A 19,275-nucleotide genomic window follows, 5' to 3' on the forward strand; every position below is an offset into this window, starting at 1 on the left:
TAAAAAAAACAGACACCTGATGTAACTCACTTGATTACACCTGCACGTAACCATTCTAGTTACAACTAGTATATAAGTCAATTCTTTTTTTACAAAAACATTTAATTTCTATCCTAGCGCTTCCAGAATTCTAGTATCAAATACTTTTCTTCTTGTTCTTAAATTTGTCATAGTCCTTAGTAAATTAATCCCAAAATTTATCAGAAAGAAACGCTCACTTTTCAATCTTTTTTAATTTAAACATAATATTCATCTTTTGTGATGATATTAATATCACATCCAACTAGTAGACTTGCAAATACAACTAAAAGACTAAAAAGTGACATATATTTTTTCATATTGTTCACCTCATTGATTTTTTATAATACTGTAATCTTAATCTGTTTTCGTTTGAAGAAAAATTCAAAAACATGACTTCAACATTACATTTTCGAAAGATAATAAAATTACATACATCAATATTAACAAATGAAATATTTAATTAATCATAGAAAATCATTTAAAAGATTACTAACTGAACTAATACATTATCTTGTAAGAAAAATATAAGTAGCCCGTTAAAGAGCCCTACAGAACAGGATTATTAACATATAAAGTGACAACCATTTTGTTAAAACCACAGAAATTCAACATTTTTGTTATGCCATATGTATAGTAAAAGGTATCGACACCATTCATGTCCCGTACAAAAAAGCGAAGTCTTCAACCAAACTTCGCTTGTCATTGTATTATGAATTACAGGGATTATTGCTAAATGCCAAAAGTTTATTTCTTCAAACATAGATTTTTTTTTATTTCAGCTAACTGTGCAAAAGAATTTGATCAAATATAATTATTTATTGATTAACCGCTTTAGCCACAAGGACTGCGTATGCTTCTGCACCTACATTGGTTAAATGCACACCATCAGGTGCAAAGTAGTCTTTCTTTCCAGCACTTGCCGCATACCAATCAACTAGAGTTACATTAGGATATTTAGTTACTGTTACTTTCAGTCTCTCGTTCACAATTGATTCCCACGGACGTGGCACTCTCGTATTAATAAATATTATTTTACGTTCGTTTCCAATTAATTTTATTAATGAAACAAGTTGTTCAGTAGTAAAGGCTCCATTTGTACCTAATCCGACAATGACATAGTTTCCTAAATTCCCTTCATTTTTTAACTGTTCAACTACTGGAATCGCTTTTGACAGCTGACGGCCAATTTGCGCATCAATCCTAATATCAGGAAAAGTATTTTTTAAATATGGAGTAATATCAATCATAACGGAATCGCCTATCGCAGTAACTGTGATTGGATTTTTAGGGTGTGCAGAATTTGCTTCTTTTGATTCCCCTTGATTTAGAGGCGTTTCTTGATTTGGTTTTTCCCAAACAGCAACTGGATGTGGCACGGGTTGTGTTTGTACTGCTTCCACCTTATCTTGTTGATTATTCCCCTTAGCCTTACTAGCATTTAATAAGCCTAAAATTGCTATTGACGTAAAGAATAATGAACAAACTAAAGCTAACTTAACACCTAAAGTGACATTTTGAAGTCTTAAGTTCTTAAACTGAATGTTCCGGAGCGCACCTTGTCGGATTGGTTTTTCGATAAACTTCCATGAAATTTGCGCAATCAATATTATTAGAAGAAATTGAAGGATTGCTCTTATTATTGAAAAATCCCCTACAGTTACTTTTGGAGTCGTTAATGTGAGAATTGGATAATGCCAGAGGTATATGCCATACGATCTTACCCCTACCCAACGTAAAGGTCTAAATCGTAAAAATTGAGCAATGCGACTAGCTGGATGAGCTAGATTTGCCACTAACAATGCTGTTGCAATTGATAAAAGAACCATTCCTCCCTTGTATAGAAATGGATCATATTGATTGGTCTTCCAAAACATAACCAAAATAATAATAAGAGCAATGCCACCCACTACATCAAGAATGAAACGCGCCTTCGGGATAATTTTATTAGCAAGCCTATTGCTTGGCCAAACTAAGGCAAGTACCGCTCCGATAAGTAATGAAAAGGCCCTCGTATCTGTACCATAATATATTCTGCTCGGATCAACTCCAGGTTCATACAAAATTGTCATTGCTAAAGCTGAAGCAAATACTCCTAGACAAATCAATAAAATCATACGGGATTGTTTTTTTATGTAGTAAAGTCCTAAACTAATAATAAACGGCCAGACAACATAGAATTGTTCTTCGACTGCTAACGACCAAAAATGATTTAATGGCGAAATCTGGTTAAAATTATCAAAGTACGATAATTTATGATAAATATACCACCAGTTACTAACATAAAATAATGCCGCTAATGAATCTCCACGCATTTTTTCAAGTAAAGAGCTATGAAAAATCGTAATCCATGCCAATGTTATAACGAGCATGACAATCATTCCTGGAAGTAATCTTCTTGCCCTACTAAGCCAGAACTTTTTCAAATCAATTCTCTTATTTCTCTTCCACTCCATGGCTAGAATATCTGTAATTAAATAACCTGAAAGTACAAAAAATACTGTAACTCCTAAAAACCCTCCAGGCATCCAATTAAAATTAATATGATACAAAATAACACCTAGTATAGCTAGACCCCTTAGACTGTCCAACCCTACCATATAACGACTATTTTTTTTAAAAGGTTTAGTCATCCTACATTCACCTCTATTTCTTGAAAACTAGGTTAATAATAACGTCATAAAATGCTATTAATTTCCTAAAATTGTAAAAACTAAACCAATACAAACATCATTTTGTAAGGCTTTTTTGATATTTACATGCACAGCAATAAATACTTTATCACGTTATCTGGCTCTGTTGTGAAAATTTTTATAGTAGGTGTTTTTACTCTTCCTAAAAAAGAGGAATTTGCCCAATCAAAAATTTATATACCGTGTGTCTTAAAGTAAAATTTTGATACGTTTTTACAGACATATCAAGGCCTGTGACATTTTGAATATAATCGATAATGCATACGTAAAGGATTTTGCATATAAAAACATTATAAAAAAGAAATATGTATAATTACATATTTCTCTTACTGAATAAAGCGCCTCCATAGGAATCTTAACCAGTATAGCTATTGGTAATACTACATATAATATATTTAATTCTTTTGTTAGCTGGATTATAAATGTATTAGAAATACAAAAAAGCGATTCTTTTCACATTAAAAAGAATCGCTTTCCAAGTTCATATTTTCAATTACATTACATAAAGAATTGAGAGACTATCACTTAAAAGCATTAACGACAACTTCAGCCGCCTCTTTAATTAGTTGATTATCATAGGTAGCCTCTTTCTCATCTTTACTAGATAAAATTGCGATAATAATTGGTGCTCTATTTGGTGGCCAAACGATAGCAATATCATTTCGTGTTCCATAACTTCCCGCTCCTGATTTATCTGCAACTACCCAATCAGTTGGCACGCCTGCACGAATAAGTTTGTCTCCTGTAGCATTCCCTTTCATCCAATCTGTAAGAATGTTACGCTTTTGATGCGGAAGCGCATTTCCGACCGTAAGCTCTTTAAGATTCGTAGCAATTGCTTTCGCTGTACTAGTATCACGAATGTCTCCTGGAATAGCTTCGTTTAACTCTGTTTCAAAGCGATCAGACATAGTAACCCGATCCCCCATCTGTCTAAGCGCTTTTTCATACCCTTTCGGTCCGCCTATTTTATGAAATAAAATATTTCCTGCAGTATTATCACTATAACGAACTGCAGCCTCTGCAATTTCTCCTAGCGTCATTCCAGTATCTATATGTTTCTCTGTAATAGGTGAATAATCCACTAAGTCTTCTTTCGTAAATTTGATAACTTCATTTAATGTATCAATTGAGTTTTGCTGTAGCAATACTCCTGCCGCTAAAGCCTTGTAAGTTGATGCAAAGGCAAATCTTTCGTTAGGTCGATAAGAAATGGTTTCATTTGTACCAGTATCAATCGCATATACACCTAATTGTGCATCAAATTTCTTCTCAAGTTGAGAGAACTCTTTATGCGTCGCCTGATTTTTATGTTTCACTTTTCCAGTCTTTTCTTTCGCTTCAACTTGCAATGTCTCTCCTTTAAAAGCATGTAGACTTGTAATACTTACACCTAATATACCAACGCATACACCTATTTTTAGCATCCTCTTGTTTTTCAAAATCATCATTCCTTTCAAATTCTTAATACCTCTTTATACGTACACATAATAGACAAGCACCGAAACAAATTTGTTCCATAAACTAAAAAATTTATAATTAGTATGAGAGTTGTTAACAAAATAAGAAATAGTGGCTATGATCGCCGCTATCTCTTATTTCACATCTCATTTTCCACTTATAAATACCTTTATATAAACAGGGTCTCTTCCCTGAGAAAAGCACTCGAATATTACTAATTTTACTTAGAACTATCTGTACTAGCCGATTCACCATGTATACGTTGCTGTTTTAAATCAAAGTATGCATCTAAAACTTCCTTTCCAATTATAGAATTAATTCCACTTTTATCATTATGAAGCCACGGAACTACTACTGAGAACGCTACTTCTGGATTATCGTATGGAGCATATCCAACTAACGTTAAGTTGTAGCATTCCATACGTTCTCCTTTTGCATTTCTACCAATTGGATCATCTCCACCATATACAGTTTGAGCTGTTCCTGTCTTTCCTGCTGGTTTATATGGAGCATTTTTGAAATACTTCACGCCAGTTCCATCACCTTCTTGGAATACCCATCTAAAGCCTTCTTTTATCCGATTAATATGTTCTGTCTTCATATCAATTCGATTTAATACGACAGGCTCTATTGAGCGAATAACTTTTCCAACCTCTTCTTTTATTGATTGCTCTCGTATTTCTTGTACAATTTGAGGTTGCATTCTATAACCGCCATTAGCAATTGTTGAAATATATTGTGCTAATTGCAATGGCGTATACGTATCATACTGCCCGATAGAAAAATCTAGTAAAAACCCAGGCTGGCTATCTACTTTTCTAGTTTGTCCAATTATTTCATTCGGTAAATCAATACCCGTAGGAACTCCTAAACCAAATTGCTTAAAATAATAGCGCATCGTATTAAATGCTTCTTGTTTTATATCCAATGAACCATTTGGTACGTAATGAACGCCCGCAATTTTTAAAGCTGTTTGGAACATGTATACATTCGAAGATACTTGTAGAGCTCGTAAATCATTAATATTACCAAATCCGGATACATTCCACGATTTCTTAGCTTGTGTACCTTTAAATTTCATCGGTGCATCATAAAATTGATCTCCTGGTTGTATTGCCCCTGTCTCATATCCAGTTAATAAAGTTGCACCTTTTACAGCTGATCCTAGTTCATACGAAGTTGTCATATTACCTAATGCCAAATCCTCGATTTCCATTTTCCCTTCTTTTTCTACAATCCTTTTGCCTGCCATAGATAAAATTTGTCCGTTATTCGGATTCGTCATAACAACAAAAGCTCGGTCCAATAGCGGCTCTGAACTCTTAAAAGCTCTCAAATTTTTCTCTAAACTTTCTTCCACTTTCTGTTGTAATTCCATATCAATCGTTAATGTTAAACTATTACCACTTTTTCCTTTAGAAATTATTTCTGTGTTTATAATATTTCCTGATTTATCTGTAATATTTTTCACTTCTTCTTTTGTACCATGTAACACATCTTCATATCGTTGTTCAATGTAACTTTTCCCTACACGATCATTACGGTTATATCCGCGTACTAAATACGAATCTAAATTTTCTTTTGGCAAACCTTCTTCACTACTCGTAATATTACCTAACACGGAACGAAATAAATCACCATTTACATAATTGCGCTCCCAATCAACCGTTGCATCTACCCCTGGAAACTCCGCAAGATTTTCACTGATTTGCGCATACTCTTGATCTGTTACATCTTTTTTTATAATTTGTGGTGTTAGTTGATAACCTGAGCTCATTTTACTTTTAATAGCTAACACCTTTAAATCTTGTGCTGTTAATTCTGCCAATTCACCTTCTGTAACTCGACTTCGTCTTAATTCTTCTATTTTTTTATCTAACTCTTTTCCCTCTATTCCCTTTTCTTTAAACTTTTCTATATCTTTTTTCGTAATCATTGTTTCCGCACGTTTCGTATTCAACTGCATCCAAAAATCCTTTTTATCGATATCGGTTAATTTATTTATATCTTGTTCAGGCATTTCAAGTACTTCCGCCAAGTCTTTTGCTGTTTTTAAAATAGCTTCACTCGTAATCCCCTTTACCCTTGTATACGTAATTGTGCGAAGAGATTTATTATTAACGACTGTTTTCCCTTCTCGATCTAAAATTTGTCCACGTGGAACTGGAATACTCGTTATTGCATTTTGACTACTTTCCACTTGGTTCTTATAAGCCTCTCCCTCAACAATTTGTACTTTCCCTAGCTGCATAATAATAGCTGAGAATAGTAAAAATATACAAAGGAACATGATATTTAATCGAATAGATATATATGTCTTCTTATTTCCTTTTTGCTTTTCCATAAATCCTCCATATATTTGCTTATATATTACGTAACGATGGCCAATTATAAAGTGAAACCTTAATCAACCCTCACCAATTGGGCTTTTACGGACAGTTGATCCCCCATCTAACTTCTTTGCTTCCGCTGAATTTTGAGGTGGGGATCTTACTGCCCGACAAATAGCGGGATAAATATCGTTTCGACTTTTTCACTAAACCATTGTAAGCATCCATTTCTTTTCGTTTTACTACGTAGTTCAAAACTCTCCTGTCTTGTTTTCTCTCTATTTTTTGTCGTTTGCATTAGAAATGCTACACTGTATAACGACTCATCTTAAAAGTACAATTTCATACTATTTATTCCTTTCTTCATGCTGTAATACTTAATAGACAATCTAAATAATAAAGTTGTTCCACATTTACAAAAAAAAATAATTAACTATAATATGGAATAGGCTAAAAAGGGAGGGTTTTATGTTACATACAAAAATAAAAAGATGGAGATTTATAGCGGTTATTTCTATTGTAGGTGTTATTTTAATCATTTTATTAAAAAGCCATTTCGCTTCAATTACTACCGAAACTTCTTCAGCTGAAAGAGGAGAAATACTTGATCAAAATGGTGTAATACTAGCTACAAATAAGAAAGTTAAGTCTTTATATTGCACTTCTAATGAGGACAAGCTATCAAAACAAGATACAGCAAACACATTAGCTTTTTTTAATCAATTTTCAAACGAGTTTCAACATCATATTTCTACAGAGAATATAAAATCTCAATTACAACAATCTTGTAAAAAGCAAACCATGAATGATATACCGTTATACTCTGACATAACTGAGAACGAACTTGCATTCATAAACAAAAACAAACCCAAAAATGTAATAATTAAAGATGAAGTAATACGTTATTATCCTAAACACGAAATTGGTTCACAGGTAATTGGGTATGTAGAACATGACCTTAATTCAAAGTATATGGTTGTTGGAAAAAGCGGGATTGAGTTGCAATATGAAAATGATTTAAAAGGAAAACCTGGTAAAACTCTTATTTTTAAAATAAATAACAAAAAATTCTTATGGAATATTCAAAAAGTACAAAAGGGAAAAGATGTCCAATTAGCTTTAGACTCTAAGTTACAGCAAAAAACAGAGGAAGCATTAAAATCTCAAATTAAGAAAACACCTGATGCTAAAGCTGGTTATGCTGTAGTGAGCGATGCAAAAACTGGCGCAATTTTAACTATGGCCAACTCGGCAGTTTTTGACCCAAATATATTACATACACATGTATCAACTAAAATAAATAACATAAAATCACTTTCGCAAAATAATGCAATTCAAAAATTAAAGTATGGTGAATCTTATGTAAATATGGCTTCTACTATAAAGCCACTTACTATTTTAATTGGATTAAACGAAAAGCTTTTTCAACCTGAAGACACTTACTTAGATAAGGGTACTTTTCAGTATGATAATCAAAATAATATTACGAATGCACCTGGAACACCAACAGGTGAGATTACACCGAGGCAGGCTATTATTAATTCATCTAACACATTTATGACAGCAAAAGTAGCTTTGCCCTTATTCAACCAAAATAATGGAAATATAGAAAAAGTGGCACATATATGGACAGATTATTTAATGCAATTCGGCCTACGTTCTAAAACCGGGATTGATTTACCCTTTGAAGAAGACGGACAATATGAATTCCATCCCTCTAATAAGTTTGAAAATGGAATTTCCGCTTTATTAAATGCCTCTTGGGGAGGAAATGAAGTGCATACTCCTCTTCAACTTGCTCAATATGCAGCAACTTTAGCAAGTAAAGGTGATAAATATAAACCTCAAATCGTAAGTGCTATTATTGGTCAAGATGGTAAAGAAACAAAAAAGTTTAAACCAATTTTAGAAAGTTCAAATCGTTACCCAATGAACTTTTGGAGTGTCGTACAAGGTGGAATGAGTCAAAATATAGAGGAGATTAAAAAGTTGCCCTTCGACGTCGCTGGTAAAACAGGTATTACAGGTTTTCCCAATGAGCAAGCAAGAATGATCAATCATTCTCTATTCATTGCATATGCTCCTACCGAAGATCCACAAATTGCCCTTTCTGTCGTTATTCCTGGTAGTAATTCAGAAAAAAACATTGCTGCTCTCGTTACATCAGAAATTTTAGAGTCCTGGAATACTCTTCAAAAAGAGAATAAAAACCAAAAGGAAGGTTCACTTTAATGAACCTTCCTTTTTTACCAAATAGAATCTATATTTATTATTTTCCATTCACCTTCATTATTCTTTTCAAACATAAATGAGTATTTAATGTCAGTTAAAACATACTCTTTTTGTACATATCCAGTATTACCGTTAATTGTCGATATTTTTATATATTCATCCTTCTGCACTTTTTCTGGAATCCAAGCTTTTACCATTTCATTAGATACTTCATATAAAACTTGCGATTCTCGCTTTGGTTCAGCTAAAATTTTCGTTTTATTTCCAGTAACAGTTGCATATATAAAATGAGGTTGCTTTGGTTGGTTACTTTCTGTCAAACCACTTGGTACTTTATATACATGTTTTGTATCATTTGCAAATTCTCCCCCCATTGTAAGAGCGACTTGCAACTCATGAAAAATATCTTCATCAAACTTCAATTCATCCTTCTTATAGCTCTTCCCTTTAAATTGAACTTCATCGTTTAATGCTTTATACAATTCATTTTTATTTTTTACATTTGTACTTTGATATAACTCATTCATGAATTGTTTTAATGTTGGATCTTGAGCAGACTCATCTTTTGTTTTAGGCTTAATTTGTGTACTACTTTGTACCGGTGATTTATTATCATCAAGCCAAGGTTGTTGAACAATAAAAAATAAAAATGTACAAGCTAAAACCACAACAATTGGCAATGCTTTTTTACGAAATCGTCTTGTTTGTTTTAGAGAGCCTCCCTCATTACTTTCATATATAGATTGCTTTATTTTATAAATATATTCTTCTTCGTTTTTACGGTGTTCCATTGGGCCTTTTTTTAATTTTCTATACCAGTCAGGATTTTGTTTATTGTTCATCACTACTACCCTCCCCTATTAATTTTGAAACCTTACTTCTTGCTCTACTTAATCTAGATTTTACAGTTCCAATGGATACTCCTAGTGTTTCAGCCATTTCTTCATAAGATAATTCATATTTTGCATCCAATATTATTATTTCACGGTGCTTTTTAGGTAGTTTTAATACAACTTTCCACACATCATTCATTTCTTCTTGCTTAAAAAATTCTTGTTCTGCCGACACAGTTTGCTTATCGTCACTAAAAAAACCTACTAAAGATATTCTTTTAAAATAAGATGATTTCAAATAGTTTATTGCCGTATTTCTTGTGATTTTTAATATCCACGTTTTAATAGATGACTCCTTTCGAAATGAATTCCAATTTTTAAATACCTTTATAAATACATCTTGCGTGATATCATCTGATAAGTGTGGATCTTTCGTAATAATAAATGAATAATTCCATACATCTTGCCAATAGTCTTTTATAACATAGTCCAGCTCATCATGATTACACTTTTCAATAAACGTCTGTTCCATTTCCACACCTCAAACTTATTTGAATAAACATAAAACTGCCCTCACTTTTATTATGGTTTCAATATATAGACAAGATACAAATTTCATTTGTTCCATTGTTTATCTTTTTTTGATAGAAAAATCCTCTTGAGAATCCCCCATACATTCTCTTACATGACAGGCTCCTAAAAAACAAGTAAAGCATACAATGTTAAAAATACACTCATAAAAATCTGATTATTATTTGTGAATTTCATGCAACACTCCACTTATATCACATTTTTTCTTAGAGCATGCTTATTTGTGTGCTCTATTTATGTTTTACTAAATAACTGTTTTGTTTAATTTTAAAACTTGTCCATTTCATTTTGTTTTACTCTTCTATTTACTATTTACAATGTCAACCTTTCAAAAATGAACATGAAGATGAGTTATCAACTTTCTGTAGCCACAGTAAAAAAGCATTCTCGACTAGTAAGAATGCTTTTTTAAAATATATTTGTTCTATATTTCAAGCAATTTATACCTTTGAGTTAAGCAAACATATAGTGAATTTACTAGAAGATCTCACCTTATGATAAGCTATTATTTCTGAAAAATATGTTTTACTTTTTCGCCTGGAACATTGCTCCCTCCTCTTCCTTTTACATCTTCAATCATCATGGTTACAATCATGTCTGGCTCATTTGCATCAAAAGCTGCAAACCATCCGAGTTCTTTTCCGTCTGCCTCTTTCGATTCTTTCAATTCTGCTGTACCTGTTTTACCAGCAAGAGTTACACCATTAATCTTAGCAATTCTCCCCGCGCCATCAGGGTCATTAATGACTTTGATTAATGCACTCTTTAATATGTCTTGATTCTTTTTAGAAATCACATTTTCTTTCCAATTCCCCGTAACTTTTGCTTCTTTTAAAAGATGAGGCGACGGAATATTCCCTTCATTCACAATCGGTGCATATGTTAATGCTAAATGAAGTGGTGTCATTAATACTTGTCCTTGTCCGTATCCCGTGTCTGCTAGTTGAATATCATTTTTTATCCCATCTCTTGCAATGATTGAAATAGGAAATTCGTATTCAATTGGTAATTTTTCATGAAATCCGTATTTTTTAAATTCATTTACATACTGATCCTTTCCCATTTTCAAAGCTTGTTGAGCAAAATAAATATTATCAGAGTACTTCATTGCCTTATCAAAATCAATTGGACTTGCATCCTTCACACGTGTTACATAATAATTTCCCCAAGAGGAATCTTTTGTCCACTTTAATCCTTGAATATTAAATTCTTCCTTAGGTTTTATTGTGTTTGTTTCCAAACCAATTGCACCTGTAATCGTTTTAAATACGGAACCTGGTACAAATGCTTGTGTGAAGCGATTCATCATTGGTAGTTTCGAGTCGTTATTCCATGCTTCTCGTTGGGCCTTTGATGCTCCTCTAACTATTGTATTTGGATTATACGCAGGGCTACTTACAAGCGCGATTGTTTCACCTGTTTTAGGATTGATCGCTGCACTAGAGCCGGCTTCATTTTTCATCTCCTTATAGATTTTTTCTTGAATTGCAGCATCAATTGTTAACGTAACATTTTCCCCTGCTTTCGCTTCTTTTTTGGCTACGTTTTTAATTTCTTGCCCGTTTTCATCTTCTATAAATACGCGTCCACCCTTTTCACCACGCAATTTATTCTCAAGTACTTTCTCTAAACCTGTCTTACCTATTAAATCATCAGCTTGATAACCTCTTTTTTGAAGCGATTTTAATTCCTCTGCATTCACCTTTCCTATATATCCAGTTAAATGTGCAGCTGCTTCACCTAATAGATACGTACGAATATTGACTGGACGAGATGATACTCCTTCTAATTCAATATAATCATTCTGTCTAGTTCCCTCTTTTAAAATACCAATTGGTACAAAGGAATCCGGTTTTATCCATTTCGCTGTAAGCTTCTGATCGACCTCTTCTATAGACATATCCAGTAACTGTGCTACTATTTCTTTTGTTTGCGCCGCCGTTTCGCCGAGTTTCTCTGGAATAATTCCAACTTTAGTTGCTTTACCATTCGTTGCTAGACCTTTCCCATTTCGATCGTATATTTCCCCACGTTTTCCTTGTTCTATTTGCATACGTACTTTGTAATCTTTTTTCATACCTGGAAAAATAAAATCTGGTGTCCAATCTATTTTCCAAGATTCTTTCTCTTTCACAAGTTTTGCCTCATGGATAAATGAAGCTGTTCCTCCACCTGTATCCATCTTAACTTCAAAAAGTAACAGTTCTTTATCTTTTGCATTCTCTCCTTTCGTTTTAACTTTTAAATTCTTAACGCCAATACCTTCATAAATTTTTTGATATTTCTCTGTGAATTCCTTTTTAGAAATCGTTTTTTGGGCATGTTCTGATAAATGATCATACATATTTGCAAATTTTTTATCATTCCATAAATTTATATATTCTTCAAATGCTTGTTTTGGCGATTCGTTTTTATTACATCCTACCAACATAACTGCGACACAAAAGAAAAGCAGTATCCATAATTTTTTCAATTCAATCTTCTCCCTTATATAAAAATGTTTTTTCCTTTCTTGATATATTAAATAAAAACGCGTAACGATTAATAGACAGCGTAAGTATTGAAATTGTTCCACATTTACAATAAAAATTTAATTTATGGTTAAGCCGGATTAGAAGAGAGAAGTCTTTAAGCTCATACAAAAAGAAGAAGCCGATATAATTAACGAACTTTATTATTAGTATTGTTTTAACAATTTCATTTAAAATATCTCTTGGTTCCTGTTCTCCAATTCTATCTTTTTTGTATCAAATATCTACAAAAAAGAACCCTTATACAAAGAGTTCTGCAACAGAAAATATCAAAAATAAAAAGTTACTTAAACTATAATTTATAGCCCTTTATCCTTCTTTTTCGTATTAAAAACCCCTGTGCGATATGTCCGACAGGAGTTTTGGTCATTCTACAGCTTATTTAGAAGAATCATGTACAGGCAAACTATTAAAAATCAATTCAGCAACTTTTACATAGCCTTTTGAGTTTGGATGAATGAAATCCGTAGACCAAAGCGTATTGTCATTAACTAACTGATGATTCCAAAAATCAACATGATGAAGCTTATACTCTCTACTTAGTGAACATATAACATCATTTACCTCTAATAATTGTTCTTTTATTACTTGTTTTTTTTCAGAAGCAAAAGGAAGCCGCACTGTAAAATCTGGAAGGTTTGCTATAACAATATCAGCTTCTGTTTTACTTAATTTATCTATCATAAATTCCATATCGTTCTTATATGCTTGATGATTCCAACGTCCTTTTAATACATCGTTTGCACCCGCAATTAGACTAACCAAATCTGGTTTAAAAGTTAATGCTTTTTCCAATTGCTGCGAGCGAATTTCTTTCGTTACTAAACCACGCTTTGCAAAATTGGCATATTCTATATCGTGTACACACAGTTGAACAAAGTGATCTACCCAGCTTTTTAATACAATCCCCTCAACTTCATCCCCTATTCCCTCTGTAAAACTATCACCAATCGCTACAAATCGCTTCCACATATGTATTCCCCCTTTAGTATTAACCATATCTATACTATACAATAGCTCACAACGTAATTGTTATTTCTAAATGGTTTTCGATTTCATTTATATTCCACTTTACTATATTTACATTTATAATCCTAAATTGACCGATTCATAAAAATGCTTAGGAATCGGTCATATTCGTATATTTACTAAAGAAATAAACTCTCTCTAGGCATTATACTTTTTTCAATAAATTTGTGGTTCTTTGTTTTGCCCAATTGATACATTTCTTTTCGATTAAATGATACGAAACTATAGAAAAAAGTAGTGTGATTGTAATGCACAAAATAAGAAGGAAAAAGATAGGTATCTTTGTATACAAAAGTTTAAATAGTACCATCATGATTGGAAAGTGGCACAAATAGATACTGTATGAAATTTCCCCTAAATATACAAACACACTCTTATTTAAAAATGCTTTTACTTTTAGGTTACTCATGGCCATTATAATACATATACTAACACCCATTACGACACCCCAATCTTTTAATAAGAAAGTAGTATCATTACGGGAAATACCATAAATTAAAATGGAATATAAATATAAAATAATCCCTAGTGCAATAAGAAATCCTTTATTAAATTTTTTCATATTCCTATATGAGTAGATAAGTTTTTCCTGATGTTTAAAAAGTAACATTCCAACCATAAACATAGATGTAAAATGTAGCGTATCAGCATAACCATTATAAAACCCCTCAGCTTTCCCAATATGCAACATATTAAGAAAAACACTAATTAAAGAAAAGCTCAAAGCAAATAGCATCGTTTTCTTCCAATTCAGTTTATAAAAGAGAAGAAATAACAAAGGAAACACAATAGATATACGCATTTCTTGAGCCAATGACCAAATAACTGGATTATAATTTTCCGTAAAAAAGTTATTAAGAAGCACAAAGTGGTTTATAATATCTAATTTTGTTATAGACCCTTGCCATCTATCATAGAACCAATCACGTAGTCCTACCACTTCATACGGCGAAAATAAAATAAATAAAGCAAAGGTAACGATTATCCAAAAATAATAAGGAATATAGATTCTTACAAATCTCTTAATTAAATATCCCCAATAATTTGTTTTTGAATGATAAAGTGCCATAGACAACACGAAACCACTTAGTACATAAAAAACGATAACAGCTTCCCCACCCGCCCATAAAAACCTAAGTGGGGAAAATTTAATAGCATTAGGCAACGATGGTAGCATTAAACAAAAATGTCCAAATACCACAGTAAGTGCCGCTAATCCTCGTATAGAATCTAATTCTTTTATTCTCTTACTCATAAAATGTTCTCCTTGTAAATTGTAGATTTTGCTATTCATAAAGGCCACTATACTAGTGTAGCGGGAGAATTGTTAGATCCCTGATATAAGCACTTCAAAGTCAATCTATACATCTGTTTTTTGGTCTCCATTTCCTTATATAAATAATTTAAAACAAAGTATTTAATACAAAGAAAAGATTTTATTAAGTTTTTATAAAATCTAATTACAGAAATAAGTACCGGATATTATTTTTTTATTGTCACTTGATGAAATAATGGATGGTTTTTCTTTATATAACTTTATTAAACTAACCTTGTAATAGAATGCTTTGAATTAAAAAATTCATAATAAACGCCATCCTTTCTGTATATTTCCACAAAAAGAATATTGTTTTTTGATTTTATAGATACAAATTTCTGTTAGCTTGATTACAATAACAAAAGTTTCGAAGTATCCAATTTAAAAATTAATACCATCTTCCATTTCGAGCTATCTACATAAGAATCTATAAAGCTTCGAAACTCTTTTTTTAGATTAATATTTAGTTTTCACCCTATAAACTTAGCTTTTTACTATATCAACCGCACTATTCCACATACCATTAAAGAAAGATCCGATTTTACGCATAAAACGTGTAAACCAATTTGCTTGTTCTACATCAGATTTTGTTACAAGGTCTATTTGTAATGATTTACCTGATAAAAATCCAGGATCCGTATTATCTTTAGGCGAGATAACCATTTTACTTATTGCTATACCTTTTTTAATGGGCGCTTCTTGTTCTTCATTCGATACTTTAAATTCTTTTTTATAAACGTCCTTGTTTCCCTTCGGCATTGGAAGTGAAATAGCTTGTTTTGTTTGAACTATTACATCTTTGTCTTTTGCATTTGCAACTCGCACTGTTTCATGCCCTTTTACTACTGAACCTTTTCCATAGATATTCTTCACTTCAAAATTTGCAAATCCATAATCATATAATTTCTTCGTTTCATCAAAACGTGCTGTATGAGAGTTTGCTTTTATTACTACAGAGATTAGACGCATACCGTTTCTTTCTACCGTACCAGTGAAGCAATCACCAGCTTCTGGAGTTGTTCCTGTTTTCAAACCATCTACACCTTCGTATTGCTTAATTAAACCTTTTAACATCATGTTAAAATTCACCATATCAATTGGATACTTGCCACCCTTTTGGAATGTTTTTTTGGGGATTTTTGCTGTATCTAACATTTTGGGGAAATCTTGAACGAGACGTTGTGCTAAAATCGCACAATCTCTTGCGGACATTTTATTTTTCTCGTCTGGAGTTGTCCCTTCTGGATGATGTCCCTTTAAATCATAGTTTGTTAAGCCTGTAGAGTTTACAAATTTGTAATTTTTCATTCCAAACTCTTTTGACTTATCATTCATCATTTTCACGAAATCGGCTTCTTTTCCAGCAATTTCTTCAACTAAAGCAATTGTTGCACCGTTTGCAGAGTAAATTGCCATTGCCTCATATAACTCTTTGACCGTATAAGAGCCACTATTTTCTAATGGAACGTTTGATAATGAACGATCTTGCGAAATCGTATATGCATACTCAGAAATTTTAATTTTTTGATTCCATTTAAGTTTTCCTTTCTCCACCGCTTCATGAACTAAATATTCACTCATCATTTTTGTCATACTAGCAATTGCTAGTGATTCATCAGCATTTTTCTCATATAAAATTTTTCCGGAATTTGCTTCTACTAAAATTGCTGATCCTGCTTCTACGTCTAAAACAGGGACTGTTTCCGCTGATGCGCTCCCAGATGTAACAACTATGCTACAAAATAGTGTCAGCACTGTTACTATTACAATGAATTTTTTGTAAAACATACCTTTCAATTCTCTTACCTCCAATATCTTTTCTAGCATAATCACTATAAAAATAGACAATTTTATCAAATTCTATATACATATAAGACGTTAGGATCGCTTCCATATAAACCATTCCATCATTTTAGGCGCACTGATACAGTCAGTATTCCCCACACATCCTTATTTTTAATACCCTTGTATTATTAAAAATGATCCGTAATTTCATATTTTTTAGGATTACAATGAATAGACAATCTAAATAATACATTTGTTCCACATTTACAAAAAATAAAACCAGTGTGTCCGATTAAATATCGAGACACACTGGCTTTATTAGCTATCAAGGATTTTAATTATTCAATTCAGCTATTTGCTAGACTCATACCAGAGATAAATTTTCCTTAGTCTAGACTATTAATCTTTTATAATAAAAAACTACATCCTATATAGAATGTAGTTTTTTTCACAGACTTATCTATTTTTTACTTCCTTTTTATAAAAATCATATAATAGATTGATAGATGAGCTAGATAATATAGGCATTGCCTTCTCAACTAATTCTCTATCCCAATCAAACCAACGCATTTCCATCAGCAAATTTATTTCTGTATCAGTGAATCGTTTCTTTATTTCTTTAGCTGGATTTCCACCCACTATTGTATACGGCGGAACATCTTTACTTACGACTGATCCTGCTGCAACGATTGCGCCTTCACCAATTGTAACGCCAGGCATTATAATTGCATTCATTCCAATCCAAGCATCACTTTTTATAATTGTATCACCCTTCGGTTCATATGAATGTTCAATTTGCTCAGCGAATGGATATACTGTAATCCATTCTGAGTGATGATTATGATTACCACCCATTAAAATGACTACTCCACTGGCAATACAAACATAATTCCCAATAATGAGTTTATCAAGATGCCATCCCATCTGTTCAATTGGATTGAAAAGTGCTCTGGACTTAGCATCCCCCCACAAATACCTTACACAGCCATCTTCAAAATTTTGATGACCATAATACCCTGAATAATAGGAGTACTCTCCTACCTCAATGAGTGGATTTGTAACTATATCTTTTAAATACTTCGTTTCTGACCAATGATTATATAATGGATGCTTCATAACTTTATTCCTCGCTTCTAAGTATTGTAGATCTTTGTAATTCACTTAGAAGCTTAATACGACTGCTACATTTTTTAGCTTTCTCAAACGACGGATCATTATATTCAAGCCTTTCTTTTATAATAAAAAAATCATAACTTGATAAATTACATAAGTCAAATTGTAAAATTATGTACTGAAACTTAAAGTTGAATTGAAATTTAAACATTAAAACAATCGAGTTTTCAAATAACAAATCCCAATTACATATACTACAGATTTCTTAGCTATACTTCTAACTTCTTTCTTATATTAGCCTTAACTCTCTCGATATAGTTTTATTATTTATTGATTTGTCTGATAAATCAATAAATGTTAATATGATTATAGAAGATATTATCATCCATTAGATTTCATAGCTAGCTTTTCACAAAAACGATTTCTGAATCCTTAAGTAAATAGGAGGTTTAGAACATGAAACTTTTAAGGCAATCAACAATTATTGGTGCATTGACTGTTGGAGGATTTTTATTTTCGAATACAATTGGTACGCTCCCACCTGTGTCTGCTGAATCGCAACTTACACAAACAGAATCACGATTTTCAGATAATTGGCGTTGGCAAAGCTATTTTTTATTACATCATAATGCAGATTTTATAGAAGAGTTAGCAGTTGGTGACTTAAAACATGGAGATACATTCGATGTTACTATATTTACTGGTGGTAAAGATACTGGTATTGTAAAAATATATCAATTGAGTGGAAATGAAAATGATGAAATAAACTTGCATAGATATAAAACCATTTATGACTCTGGTTTAAAACATAATTATGGTAGATTTGTAACACCTATTACTAAGGCTTATAATCCAGGAACATATGTAGCTGTTATGAAACTTGGAGAAAATTATTATTATGGAGGCAGCTTTAAAATCTCAAAATAATTTACGTTTATCTCACCAGCAACTAAATATTGGATACTATTTTCTTAAACAAAAACCCTTTTAAAATCTCCTCTACCTTATATAAGATAGAGTAGATTTTGGTTGTTTGCCCTTTTTAAAATTAGAAAAAATCCTTACTTTCTTTATAAATTATCATTTTTACTCAATACCTGTTTCCACTTCTTTAAGTTCTACCATTCAATATGCAATATTACATATCCCACATGTTCGATTTATAAATATGCGATAATTATTTTATATAAATATCGAAGGGATAATGCTATATGTCTTTCTTCTCTTGGTCTCCTCTTATTTTCTTAGTAGTTGTTTCAATCATCATTTCTATTAAAAAGCTTAAGAAACAATAATGTATTATTTGGAGGTGTAATAATGTCATTTGCAGCGTGGAGTGCAATT

13 protein-coding genes and 2 pseudogenes are annotated in these 19,275 nt (G+C 32.1%); 3 read left to right on the forward strand and 12 right to left on the reverse strand.

Annotated features, from left to right (window positions below; translation table 11 throughout):
- Positions 1-239: 239 nt before the first annotated feature.
- Positions 240-338 (reverse strand): annotated as a pseudogene (locus tag ACTFRS_RS06155) (YxeA family protein); the annotation flags it as partial.
- Positions 339-836: 498 nt separating this feature from the next.
- The gene (locus ACTFRS_RS06160; protein ID WP_431084558.1) at positions 837-2,651 is read right to left on the reverse strand and encodes an acyltransferase family protein; all 1,815 of its coding nucleotides are present in this window, start codon (positions 2,649-2,651) and stop codon (positions 837-839) included.
- Between the two features lie 406 nt (positions 2,652-3,057).
- Here ACTFRS_RS06160 and ACTFRS_RS06165 point away from each other — a divergent pair.
- Positions 3,058-3,225, forward strand: a pseudogene (locus ACTFRS_RS06165) (undecaprenyl-diphosphatase); the annotation flags it as partial.
- A 7-nt stretch (positions 3,226-3,232) separates the two neighbouring features.
- On the opposite strand, the gene bla reads toward ACTFRS_RS06165, so the two are convergent.
- From bla to ACTFRS_RS06180, 3 genes are all read right to left on the reverse strand, one after another.
- Positions 3,233-4,180 (reverse strand): class A beta-lactamase Bla1, encoded by a 948-nt coding sequence (gene bla, locus ACTFRS_RS06170; protein ID WP_431084686.1) that lies wholly within the window; start codon positions 4,178-4,180, stop codon positions 3,233-3,235.
- Between the two features lie 212 nt (positions 4,181-4,392).
- On the reverse strand, positions 4,393-6,516 hold the full coding sequence (locus tag ACTFRS_RS06175) for a peptidoglycan D,D-transpeptidase FtsI family protein (RefSeq protein ID WP_431084557.1): 2,124 nt from the start codon (positions 6,514-6,516) through the stop codon (positions 4,393-4,395).
- 146 nt (positions 6,517-6,662) lie between these two features.
- On the reverse strand, positions 6,663-6,800 hold the full coding sequence (locus tag ACTFRS_RS06180) for a hypothetical protein (RefSeq protein ID WP_173601498.1): 138 nt from the start codon (positions 6,798-6,800) through the stop codon (positions 6,663-6,665).
- A gap of 170 nt (positions 6,801-6,970) precedes the next feature.
- Between ACTFRS_RS06180 and ACTFRS_RS06185 the strand changes: the two genes are divergently transcribed.
- Complete coding sequence (locus ACTFRS_RS06185; protein ID WP_439194694.1) at positions 6,971-8,734, forward strand: peptidoglycan D,D-transpeptidase FtsI family protein; 1,764 nt, start codon at positions 6,971-6,973, stop codon at positions 8,732-8,734.
- Between the two features lie 14 nt (positions 8,735-8,748).
- Here ACTFRS_RS06185 and ACTFRS_RS06190 read toward each other — a convergent pair whose 3' ends face one another.
- The 7 genes from ACTFRS_RS06190 to ACTFRS_RS06220 form a co-directional block, all read right to left on the reverse strand.
- Positions 8,749-9,576 (reverse strand): anti-sigma factor, encoded by an 828-nt coding sequence (locus ACTFRS_RS06190; protein WP_087952680.1) that lies wholly within the window; start codon positions 9,574-9,576, stop codon positions 8,749-8,751.
- Positions 9,566-10,099, reverse strand: coding sequence for an RNA polymerase sigma factor (locus ACTFRS_RS06195; protein WP_000438333.1), 534 nt, complete (start codon positions 10,097-10,099; stop codon positions 9,566-9,568). Before ACTFRS_RS06195 ends, ACTFRS_RS06190 begins: the two co-directional genes overlap by 11 nt.
- A gap of 564 nt (positions 10,100-10,663) precedes the next feature.
- A complete protein-coding gene (locus ACTFRS_RS06200; protein ID WP_440023944.1) occupies positions 10,664-12,631 on the reverse strand; it encodes a penicillin-binding transpeptidase domain-containing protein in 1,968 nt (655 codons plus the stop codon).
- Between the two features lie 436 nt (positions 12,632-13,067).
- The gene (locus tag ACTFRS_RS06205) at positions 13,068-13,688 is read right to left on the reverse strand and encodes an SGNH/GDSL hydrolase family protein (protein WP_139869157.1); all 621 of its coding nucleotides are present in this window, start codon (positions 13,686-13,688) and stop codon (positions 13,068-13,070) included.
- Positions 13,689-13,863: 175 nt separating this feature from the next.
- Positions 13,864-15,012, reverse strand: a complete 1,149-nt coding sequence (locus tag ACTFRS_RS06210; RefSeq protein ID WP_440023941.1) for an acyltransferase family protein — start codon at positions 15,010-15,012, stop codon at positions 13,864-13,866.
- A 504-nt stretch (positions 15,013-15,516) separates the two neighbouring features.
- A complete protein-coding gene (locus ACTFRS_RS06215; RefSeq protein WP_440023939.1) occupies positions 15,517-16,830 on the reverse strand; it encodes a D-alanyl-D-alanine carboxypeptidase family protein in 1,314 nt (437 codons plus the stop codon).
- Between the two features lie 444 nt (positions 16,831-17,274).
- On the reverse strand, positions 17,275-17,934 hold the full coding sequence (locus ACTFRS_RS06220) for a CatB-related O-acetyltransferase (RefSeq protein WP_242293661.1): 660 nt from the start codon (positions 17,932-17,934) through the stop codon (positions 17,275-17,277).
- 453 nt (positions 17,935-18,387) lie between these two features.
- Here ACTFRS_RS06220 and ACTFRS_RS06225 point away from each other — a divergent pair, with 453 nt between their 5' ends.
- Positions 18,388-18,858 (forward strand): DUF5065 family protein, encoded by a 471-nt coding sequence (locus ACTFRS_RS06225; RefSeq protein WP_098229065.1) that lies wholly within the window; start codon positions 18,388-18,390, stop codon positions 18,856-18,858.
- Positions 18,859-19,275 lie beyond the last annotated feature (417 nt).

The organism is Bacillus cereus group sp. MYBK139-1 (genome assembly GCF_051916915.1).
Taxonomy (GTDB): domain Bacteria; phylum Bacillota; class Bacilli; order Bacillales; family Bacillaceae_G; genus Bacillus_A; species Bacillus_A pacificus.